9 protein-coding genes are annotated in these 9,740 nt (G+C 66.1%); 2 read left to right on the forward strand and 7 right to left on the reverse strand.

Annotated features, from left to right (window positions below; translation table 11 throughout):
• The first annotated feature begins 28 nt into the window (after positions 1–28).
• Entirely contained in the window at positions 29–499 is a 471-nt protein-coding gene (locus tag B5F40_RS12970; RefSeq protein ID WP_087194704.1) for a hypothetical protein, read from the forward strand.
• Positions 500–638: 139 nt separating this feature from the next.
• Here the strand turns inward: B5F40_RS12970 and B5F40_RS12975 are convergent, their stop codons facing one another.
• From B5F40_RS12975 to thyX, 6 genes are all read right to left on the reverse strand, one after another.
• Positions 639–1,301: an amino acid ABC transporter permease gene (locus B5F40_RS12975; protein ID WP_087194705.1), complete on the reverse strand. Its 663-nt coding sequence runs from the start codon at positions 1,299–1,301 to the stop codon at positions 639–641.
• The gene (locus B5F40_RS12980; RefSeq protein WP_087194706.1) at positions 1,298–3,016 is read right to left on the reverse strand and encodes an amino acid ABC transporter permease; all 1,719 of its coding nucleotides are present in this window, start codon (positions 3,014–3,016) and stop codon (positions 1,298–1,300) included. The genes B5F40_RS12975 and B5F40_RS12980 overlap by 4 nt, the downstream gene beginning before the upstream one ends.
• Entirely contained in the window at positions 3,009–3,956 is a 948-nt protein-coding gene (locus B5F40_RS12985; protein WP_239443056.1) for a transporter substrate-binding domain-containing protein, read from the reverse strand. Before B5F40_RS12985 ends, B5F40_RS12980 begins: the two co-directional genes overlap by 8 nt.
• A 31-nt stretch (positions 3,957–3,987) precedes the next feature.
• Positions 3,988–4,719, reverse strand: a complete 732-nt coding sequence (locus B5F40_RS12990; protein WP_087194707.1) for an amino acid ABC transporter ATP-binding protein — start codon at positions 4,717–4,719, stop codon at positions 3,988–3,990.
• Positions 4,720–4,955: 236 nt separating this feature from the next.
• The gene (locus B5F40_RS12995; RefSeq protein ID WP_087194708.1) at positions 4,956–6,365 is read right to left on the reverse strand and encodes a DUF1385 domain-containing protein; all 1,410 of its coding nucleotides are present in this window, start codon (positions 6,363–6,365) and stop codon (positions 4,956–4,958) included.
• Between the two features lies 1 nt (position 6,366).
• A complete protein-coding gene (thyX, locus tag B5F40_RS13000) occupies positions 6,367–7,047 on the reverse strand; it encodes an FAD-dependent thymidylate synthase (RefSeq protein ID WP_087194717.1) in 681 nt (226 codons plus the stop codon).
• Positions 7,048–7,160: 113 nt separating this feature from the next.
• Here thyX and B5F40_RS13005 point away from each other — a divergent pair, with 113 nt between their 5' ends.
• Positions 7,161–8,069 (forward strand): class I SAM-dependent methyltransferase, encoded by a 909-nt coding sequence (locus B5F40_RS13005; RefSeq protein WP_087194709.1) that lies wholly within the window; start codon positions 7,161–7,163, stop codon positions 8,067–8,069.
• Positions 8,070–8,131: 62 nt separating this feature from the next.
• Here the strand turns inward: B5F40_RS13005 and B5F40_RS13010 are convergent, their stop codons facing one another.
• Positions 8,132–8,809, reverse strand: coding sequence for a flavin reductase (locus B5F40_RS13010; protein ID WP_087194710.1), 678 nt, complete (start codon positions 8,807–8,809; stop codon positions 8,132–8,134).
• Positions 8,810–9,740: the final 931 nt, after the last annotated feature.

Below are 9,740 nucleotides of genomic sequence, written 5' to 3' on the forward strand. Positions count from 1 at the left end.
ATGCCCGGGACGGAAAGGAGATGCCGCCATGAAGAAGGTGCTCGGAGCGCTCCTCGCGCTCGCGGTGATCGTCGTCGGAGCAACGGGCGTGCTCGCCCTGTCGGGATCGGGCGCGCTTCCTGGCCCGCTCTCGAATGCCGTCGAAGGCGCAAAGGCGACGGCAACGAACGCCGCCATCGACGCCAGCGGGCTGAAAGACCGGGTGAAAGACGTGATCCAGGCGAATCGAGACGGCATCGCCGCGGCCACCGGGCTGTACGGCGACGAGCTCGACGCGGCTATCGACGACCTCGCCATCGATAGCTGGAAGGCCGCGCCTCTGCCCGGCGACGCACAGCCCGTCTCCACCCTCGACGGCGTCTACGCCGGCATTGAGGGCTCCATCACCACGTACGACGACCCAGGCTACATCACCGTCTCGGCCTACGGGCAGAACGTCACCTTCGCCGTCCCCGAGAGCGCGCAGGCGTACCTGCCGTACCTGGCGCTCGCACAGTAGGGGCTTCGAAGCGCCCGCATGGCAAAAAGGAGCATATCCCCTTTCTCGATGAGGCGCGACCCTGCGAAACCTCCGAAAACGAGGCATCATCCCCATCTCCGTGCCGCCCCACCGTCACATCCGTCCCTTTGTCACGCCTCTAGGCCGTGCGCGCCTCCTTCAGGCGGCGCTGGTAGGCGCGCACGATCTGCGAGAGCGTGAAGCACACGACGAAGTAGATGAGCGCCATGATGCCGAAGATGGCGAAGATCTGCACCGTGGAGTTGTAGCTGTTCATGAGTATCATGCCGCGGCCCATGAGCTCCTGCAGCGCCATGGCGCCCCAGAGGTAACTCGTGTCCTTGATGGTGGTGACGAACTGCGACAGCAGTGCGGGCACCATGTTGCGCAGCGCCTGGGGCAGGATGATCAGCAGGTACGTCTGCATGGTGGAGAAGCCCTGCGACTTCGCGGCCTCGTACTGGCCGAACGGCACGCTCGCCAGGCCGCCGCGCACGATCTCGGCCACGCTCGCGCTGGTGAACAGCGTGAACGCGAGCACCGCGGCGCCGATGGGCGGCAGCTGCGCCACGAAGAACGTGAACATGATCCACAAAAGCAGCGGGGTGTTCTTGAACATCTCGACGTAGACCGTGGCCACGCCGCGCAGCACGCGGCTGTTCGACGTGCGCATGACCGAGATGACGGTGCCGAGCACCACCGAGCACAGGATAGCCAACGCGGATATCAGCAGCGTCATGCCCAGGCCCTGCAGCAGGAAGCGTATGTTCACCCAGGTGAATAGGGCGGCTATGTCGCTCATTTGCCCTCCCCTCGCTTGTCTTTGCCAAGGCCCTCGAGGCCCTCGCGCCGCAGGCGCTCCATGCGCGCGGCGGCATCGTCGGCCGCGCGGGCGGCCATGCCGGCCAACGCCTCCATGTCCACGTCTTCGGGCACGACCGTTTCCGGCCCGCTGGATTCCCTCGCCTCCTCGTCGCCGCTGCGACGCTCGCGGCGATCGTGGCGCGCGGCCGCATCCTCGCTCTCGGCATCGAAGTCGGCCTCGTCGTGCGGCGCGCGCACATGCGCGGCGCGCTCCGCGGGCGCGTCCAGCTCGCCGGACACGTAGTCGTTGTCGAGGAAGGCCTCCGCCCCCAGCTCGGCCTCGTCGTGCTCGTCGGAGCGCCGGCGGCTCGCTGCGGGCATGTCCTCTGCGCCGGCAGCCTCGGCCGGCGCGCGCTGCGCATCGGCCTCGAGCGCGCCGGCTGCGCCGTCGACGCGCTTGCGCACGTCGCGGGTGATGCGGTCGCTCGTGGCCGTCTCGGCCCGCGAGGCCAAGGCCTCGTCGGCCTCCGGCGAGCGCCTCGCTCCCAGGTCGCGCACGCCCTCGGCCACGGCATCCGGCGACGCGGGCGCTGCGGCGCCGGCCTCGGCCTTGCCGGCGACCGTGCTTTCCACCCCGCGGCGCGCGACCGCGCGCCGCTCCAGGCGGCGGTGCGCCTTCACGCGCCCGGCCTTCGTGCGCATCACGCGCGCCGCGCAGGCCTCGTCGTCGCCGCATTCCTCGGCTATCTCCTGCGCTATCTCGCGGCCTATCTCGTCGGCGATCTCGGCGGCCACACGGCCGGTGAACGCCTGCTCCATCGGCCCGCGCTCGGCCGGGCCGTCCGCCTCGTCCCCCAGCACGTGCAGCGGGTGGCGCGGCGAGGGGGCCTGGCGCGCCGGGGCGATGTCCACCGTCTCGAACATGGTGCCCACGCCGCCGGCTAGCGCGTCGGCCGCCGCGCGCCCGGTGATGTCGTGCGTGCCCGGCGTGACCTCGAGCGCGTCCTCGGCCAGCGCCTCGGTGGCATCGCCCGTGGCCAGATGCCTATGCGAGCGCGTGCGGCGCTCGAGGTACAGCGCCAGACGCGACAGCGGGAAGCAGATGACGAAGTACAGCAGCGCCGCCACCACGTACACGGGGCCGTAGTAGCTCGTGGCGCCGGCGAACGAGTTCGAGAAGTACATGAGCTCGCCGCCCGCGATGAGCGCCAGCACCGAGGTGTTCTTCACGAGGTTCGCCGCCTGCACGGCCAAGGGCGGCATGATGATGCGGATGGCCTGGGGCAGTATGATCACGAACATGGACTGCCAGTACGAGAAGCCCTGGCTCTTCGCCGCCTCGAACTGCCCGCGGTGGATGGACCCTATGCCGCTGCGCACCACCTCGGATATGTAGCCGCCGTGGTAGATGCCGATGGCCAGGACGCCGATCCAGAACGCGGCAAGCGAGAACCCCAGCAGCGGGAAGATGGCGTAGAACACGAACACCTGAAGAAGGAGCGGCACGTTCTGCACCACTTCCACGTACACGCGGGTCACCCAGCGCAGCGGCGCGATGCGCGACACGGACAGCACGCCGAACACGATGCCGAGCGCCAGCGCGATGACGAGCGCGAGCGCGGAGATGCCCACCGTGGTGCCGAACGCGGCCAGGATGTCGGGCCAGCGCTCGAACAGCGCCTCCCATTTGTAGGGCGCGAAGATATCAAGCATGGGACGCGCCTCCTTCGCTTCCGTCCGCGCCGGGCGCCTCGGTGGACAGGCCCCACCGCTCCTGCAACGCGGTCAGCGTGCCGTCATCCTGCATCGCGGCGATGGCCGCGTCGATCTGGTCGGCCAGCTGGGTGTTCGACTTCTTCGTGGCCACGCCGTACTCCTGCGGCGCGAACTGCGCGTCCAAGAGCATGGTGGAGTCGTCCACGTAGCCGTTCAAGATGGAGCGGTCCACCGAGAACGCATCAACGCGCCCGGTGACGAGCGCGATCTTGATCTCGGGATACGTCGAGTACTCGGCGAACTTCATATGGATGCCGATCTCGTCGCCCGCGGCGGTGAGCTTGTCGCGGGTCGTGGCCGACAGCGCCACGCCCACGGTCTTGCCGTCGAGGCCCGCCAGGTCGGTGATGCCGGAGGACCTCTTCACCAGCACGCCGATGTGGTCGGTGTAGTACGGGCGCGAGAAGTTGTAGCTCTTCTTGCGCGCCTCGGTGATGGTGAACGTGGCCAGCGTCGCGTCGAGCGTGCCGTTATCGAGCATCGCCCCGCGTGTGGTGACGTTCACGCCGGTCACCTTAAGCGCGTTCGGGTCTCCCTTGATGCGGCGGGCCAGCTCGCGCGCGATGTCCACCTCGAGCCCATCGATGTTGCCCGTCTCGGGGTTCTGGAAGCCGAAGCCCGGCACGTCGATCTTCGTGCCCACGCGCAGCACGTTCGGGTCTGCGGCGCAGCCCGAGAGGGCGAGCGGCCCGAAGAACGCGAACGAGGCACCCGCAAGACCCGCGAGACGCACGAACGAACGACGGGAGAACGAGGAGGCGGCAAGCCCGTCCTCCCCGCACATTTTCGCAGAAGGGACCGTCAACCCATGCATGCTGGATTCGATGCCGCTAAACGGATGCGCCGGCTCGCGAACGCCGTGCACCCTGGGCTCCATCGCCTTATTCGCTCCGTTCATCCCCACAGCCTCACAGGATCTTCGACAGGAAGCTCTTGACGCGAGCGTTGTCGGTTTCGTCGAACAGGTAGTGCGGCGTGCCCTGGTCCACCACCAGGCCGTTCTCCATGAACACGACCTTGTCGGCCGCCTCGCGCGCCAGGCCCATCTCGTGGGTGACCATGACGATGGTCATGTTCGTCTCGGCGAGCGATTTGATGACGTCGAGCACCTCCTGCACCATCTCGGGATCGAGCGCGCTCGTGGGCTCGTCGAGCAGCATGATCTTGGGATGCATGTTGAGGGCGCGGGCGATGGCCACGCGCTGCTGCTGGCCGCCGGAGAGCTGGTCGGGGTACTTGTCCACCTTGTCGGAGAGGCCCACGCGCTCGAGGTAGGCGCGTCCGTCGCGCTCGGCCCGCTCGCGCGGCACCTTGAGCACCTTGACGGGCGCGAGCGTCACGTTCTCCAGAACGGTCTTGTGCGGGTAGAGGTTGTAGCTTTGGAACACCATGGCCACGTCGCGGGCGAGGGCGCGTGCGTTCACGTGCCGGTCGGCGAGGTCCATGCCCTCCACCGTGATGGAGCCTGAATCCGGCGTCTCCAACCCGTTGACGCAGCGGATGAGCACGCTTTTGCCCGAGCCGGACGGGCCGATCACGACGACCTTCTCTCCTTCGGCCACCTCAAGCGACACACCCTTGAGCGCCTCGACCGCACCGAAGCTCTTCCGAATATCCTTCACCGAGATCGCCTGATCCACGACGTGCGCCTCCCTGGGTTTCGAGGCCGTGATCGCCGGAGGGCGTCGTGGTCGGCCAGCATCGACAGAGCGCTCGGCCGAGTCCGGCCTCGCATCGACGCAAGCTTAGCATCCGCATCGTCTTCCCAGGTGGCAAGCAGTTCACGAGTGTCTGACGGGATCGTTGAGAGCACGAAGCCTCGAATCGAGAGCCCGGCGGCGACGAAGACCGCGCCCGACCCGTTGAGCCAATGGCCCTACGCGACAGCAGGGGCCCTCTCTGATCCGTCCGTCGAAGCGCGCCCGACGACGCTCCCCTCTTCGGCGCGCTCGCGCTCGAGCACGCGCTCCATAGCGGCGATGGCGCACTCGATCTGCCCGTCGTCAGGCTCGTTCGTGGTCAGGTACTGCATCTGCATACCGGGCCACAGCACCACCTTCACAAGCGGGTTCTCGGGACGGGTTCCCGCCCACTTCACGGTGATCTCGTAGGAGACACCGGCGATGACGGGCATGAGCAGGATGCGCGCGAGGATGACGAGCAGAAGCTTCGGCGCCCCGTCCGGCACGCCCCACAGCTCGATGAGACCGTTGATGGGCGTGACCGTGTACACGAAGATGGCGATGATCATCACCATGATGAGGAACGCCGTGCCGCAGCGCACGTGCAGCCGCGGGAAGCTGCGCGCGTTCTCGGGCGTGAGGGGAAGCCCGTGCTCGTAGCAGTGGATAGCCTTGTGCTCGGCGCCATGGTAGCCGAACATGCGCTTGATGTCGGACATGCGCCCGATGAGCCAGAGGTAGAGCACGAACACCCCCACGCGCAGAAGACCGTCCACAACGTTCCACAGAAGCGTGTTCGAGTCGTACTCACCCACGATGAGATTCGTGAGAAAAGCCGGTGCCGCGATGAACAGCACCACGCCCAGCACGAGGCCGAGCGCCATGGAAACCGCCATCTCCCTCTTGCCGAACTCCGCCTCCCCAGATGCGTCGGACCCCTTCTCGGGCCGAGGCTCGGGCTCCTCGACCACTTCGAGCGCGCGCTGGGCGCCGAGCGCGTCGATCATCGTGTCAGGACGCCCGAAGTCGTCTTTCCAGGAGAAGGACGGGGACGTCGAAAGGGGCTGCGAAGGGGCCGCGCTCTCGTTCCCGTCGCCGACGCTCCCGCTCTTCGCGCCCGCAGGGGAGCGCTCGTCACCAGCGGCCTCAATCCTTGCGTCTGCGGAGGAACCCCCGTCGCCAGCGGCCTCGCTCTTCGCGCCCGCGGAGGGATCCCCATAACCAGCAAGCCCATCGGCGGGCGCAATGGGATGGGACGCAGGTTCGCCATCCGCAAGGACATGACCTGCGGGCTCGTCGGACTCCTCTTCTCCGAACGCATGCAGCGCCGCGATCTCGAGCGCCTTGTACCCCAGCACCAAAGACTCGACCATGGCGCGGCACCCGCGCACAAGCGGCCAGCGCAGCCAGCCCGCGCCGCCCTTCGGGCCGGGAAGGTCATGTTCCTCCACGTAGATGCCGCCGTTCGGCTCGCGCACGGCCACCGACCAGTTGCGCTTGCCGCGCATCATGACGCCTTCGATGAGCGCCTGGCCGCCGACGTGCGTCTTGAGCGCGCCGTCCTCAGAGAACGCGCGCGAAAGGTCGCTCTTCCGCCCGGCCACGTCAGCTCCTCTTCACGCGCGGATACGGGTTTCCACACGTCATCTTCCCCTCAGGGCAAGTGCCGCGGACGCACGGCGCGCCGGCGTCCATGAAGATGAACGGCGCCGTGGGCCGCGCCAACTCCAGCATGCGGTGCGCCATAGCGCGGATCTCCCATTGCGCACGGTTGCAGCAGCGCAAGGAGAAGAAGTGCAGCAGCTCGCGCACATTCATGGTGATGACGATCTTCGTCTCGGCCGCGTTAGGCAGAAGGTAGCGCGCGTCCTCTGCGGGCACGCCCATGTCCAGCAGCTTCTCGTACGCGGAGATGGCGGCCTCGATGGCCTCGTCGAACACCGCGCTCGCCTCTTCGCTCGCTGCAACGCTCTCGGGCTTCACCGTGGCCAGGCCGTCCGTGAACCTCACGTAGCGCTGGCTCTGCTGGTTGAAGCTGGCGATGCGGTGGCGCACCAGCTGGTGCGTGAGCGCGCGCGACACCCCGTCCACCGCAAAGGTGTAGCTCGCGTGCTCGAGCGTGGAGAAATGGCCGCTGCCCATGATGGTGGACAGCACGCTTCTCACGCGTTCCTCGGGCATCGTCTCCATGAGCTCGGCCGCGCCGACGGGCGCGTAGCACAGGCGCGCCGCCGTGGCGATCGCGCGCTCGGGGTCGGGCGTGTGGTACAGCAGTTCGACGTGCATGGGATGGATGCTCCTCGTTTCGGAATAAATTCGATGGTTCGCGCGCACAAGGGCGCCGCCTTTCGCTACCATAGTAGCCGATGCCGGCAACCAGCGAAGCGAGAGGCCCTCCCATGCCCGAAAACAACACGTCCGAACCCGCCGAGTTCCAGCTGACCGCCCGCGATTGGAACGACGAGTGGAAGCGGCTCCAGCAGAAGCGACGCCGATTCGACGACGCCGGCTACTGGGACAAGCGCGCCGCCACGTTCTCCACGAAAGACGCGCCGAACCCCTACGTCGAACGGTTCCTCGAACTGGCCGGGATCGAGCCGGGCGAGACGGTGTTCGACATGGGCTGCGGCACGGGCGCGCTGTCGGTGCCGCTCGGAAAGCAAGGCCATGAGGTGGTGGCGGCCGACTTCTCGCGCGGCATGCTCGACCAGCTGCGGGCGGCGCTTGACCGAGAGGACGTCCGCACCGTAACCCTCAAGCAAATGAGCTGGGAGGACGATTGGCCCAGCTTCGGCGTGCATCCCGGCTCGGCGGATGTCGCCATAGCCTCGCGCTCCGTGGCGACCGCCGACCTCAAAGACTCGCTTCTGCGCCTCACCGACGTGGCGCGCCGCCGCGTGTGCGTCACGCTCGCCACAGGCACCTCCCCGCGCACCGACGAGCGCATCCTCAACGCCATCGGCCTCAAAAGCGTGCTCGGCCGCGACTATCTTTACGCCTTCAATATCCTGGCGAACGAAGGGCTGCGCCCCGAGGTGGCCTACATCGACAGCGCGCGCACCGACACGTTCGACTCCTCCGACGAGGCCTACGACGCGCTCGCCCGCATGGCGAACGACGCCACCGCAGCGCTCGTCGGCGAAAGGGAGCGCGCCGCGGCGCTCGTCCGCCTGCGCGCATGGCTCGCCGACAACCTCGTTCCCAACGAGCGCGCGGGACGGCCCGACAAGAAAGGCATCCCCGAAAAGGCCCTGCGTCTGCGCGAGCCGCGCATCGTCACCTGGGCCTTCCTCGCTTGGGAGAAATAACGCGGGAGCAAGGCCGAGCCCAACGCCCGACCCCGCTCCCGCACGCGCGAAGCAAAGCGCCCCTACAGCTCGATGCGCTCGAACATGTCCTTGCCCACCCCGCAGACAGGGCAGACGAAGTCGTCGGGCAGCTCGTCGGCGTACTCGATATGGCCGCACACCGTGCAACGCCAACCGAACCTCGGCTTCGACGCATCCGCGCCCGCAACGCCGCCCGCGTCCTCGGAGGGCTCCTCGGGCAGGAAACTCGACGCCTTCGGCGGGGTCTTGCCGCCCTTGACCAGGTGGTAGTGCGCGTAGGTCATCGGCTCGCCGTCGCACAGCGCCTCCGCCTCCTCCACTTCACCGACGTAGAGGACGTGCGTGCCGAGGTCCGCCGTCTGCACGACGCGCACGGAGAACCGTGCGACGCACTGCTCGGAGACGTAGGGGACGCCTGCCCCATCGACGCCCGTCTCGCATGCAGCCAGCTTGTCGACATCGAGGCTGCACCTAAAGCCGAACATGCCGATAAGCCCCATAGCGGCGTCCTGCGCCAAGCACGACACGGCGAACCGGCCCGAGTCGGCAATGACACCGGTGGTGGCGTTCTCCTTGTTTAGCGCCACGCTCACCTGCAATGGCGAAGACGTGACCTGCTGAAATGTATTGGCGACGCAGGCGGCTCGACGCTCGCCATCCGAAGCGGAAACGAGGTAGAGGCCGTAGCTCAAGCTGCGAAACGCGGTTTTGTCGATCATGGGGCGCCCTTCTTTCGACGATTGCGATTACCCGTCAAGATGATAGTAATTTCAATCATTTAGCTCAAGAGTCTAGAGGAGGGCAAAGCATTGTCTCGAATGACCCTCAACGTGAGGCTTTCCAGCAACGAAAGCGGCTACAGAGCTCCACGCCTCTGCCTCTGCCGCTTATTGCCATTTTGTATATATGCTCGCGACAAGAATCGATTCATTTTGAGCCCAGCCAAAGTCAACGGCAATGCATGGGCCCACGTTAAGCAAATCGGTCGATAGCATGCCATCGTTGATTGATCGAGGCTTGCCTTAATCAAAAACGAGCGTCGGAGGGCCAATCTTCTTAACGACAGGAGGCTCGAATCCGGCAACTTCAACGAACCCTTTATCGCAATCGATAGAAAGGATTCTCCCAGTAGCATGAATGATCGCCGTACCAGATCCTCCTCCCCAAAACCGTCATATGAAAAGAGGGCCCCCTTGCTCATTCGTCTCTAAATGCCTATCGTTAAAATCCACCTTTGCAGCTCCCTCGCAACATCCAGCAAGAACCAGCAGAAAGGCAAAACCGGTCGGCATCGCGCAGAAGGCACGTGTATTCGAACCGCTTAAAACTCTCACCATGCCCCAATCTACCCCCCCCCAAGACGATATGAGCAGGACATAAAAAGTTGGAAGCCCTTCCTGCATGCATATCCGCGGATTAGGCCGACAATGGAGGATGTCCAAACCGCCAGCGGCCACGCCGCATTCATGGAAGGGGCTTCCTTATGGCCAATCCTATCACTTTCGTCGGACTCGACGTCCACGCCCGCTCGATCAAGGTATGCACCTTCGCCCCGATGACGGGCGATACGGAAGAGACGAGCACCTTCCCTTTTCCGCAGCCCGCAGGTCGTCCAAAGCATGCGAAAAAAAAAGGGGGGGGGGGGGGCGA

Source organism: Gordonibacter sp. An230 (genome assembly GCF_002159915.1).
GTDB lineage: Bacteria > Actinomycetota > Coriobacteriia > Coriobacteriales > Eggerthellaceae > Rubneribacter.

Excerpts from the sequence above, each read along its gene's own strand:
- B5F40_RS12970 (WP_087194704.1), top strand. The coding sequence starts at position 29 with ATGAAGAAGGTGCTCGGAGCGCTCCTCGCGCTCGCGGTGATCGTCGTC.
- B5F40_RS12975 (WP_087194705.1), bottom strand. The coding sequence starts at position 1,301 with ATGAGCGACATAGCCGCCCTATTCACCTGGGTGAACATACGCTTCCTG.
- B5F40_RS12980 (WP_087194706.1), bottom strand. The coding sequence starts at position 3,016 with ATGCTTGATATCTTCGCGCCCTACAAATGGGAGGCGCTGTTCGAGCGC.
- B5F40_RS12985 (WP_239443056.1), bottom strand. The coding sequence starts at position 3,956 with ATGGAGCCCAGGGTGCACGGCGTTCGCGAGCCGGCGCATCCGTTTAGC.
- thyX (WP_087194717.1), bottom strand. The coding sequence starts at position 7,047 with ATGCACGTCGAACTGCTGTACCACACGCCCGACCCCGAGCGCGCGATC.
- B5F40_RS13005 (WP_087194709.1), top strand. The coding sequence starts at position 7,161 with ATGCCCGAAAACAACACGTCCGAACCCGCCGAGTTCCAGCTGACCGCC.
- B5F40_RS13010 (WP_087194710.1), bottom strand. The coding sequence starts at position 8,809 with ATGATCGACAAAACCGCGTTTCGCAGCTTGAGCTACGGCCTCTACCTC.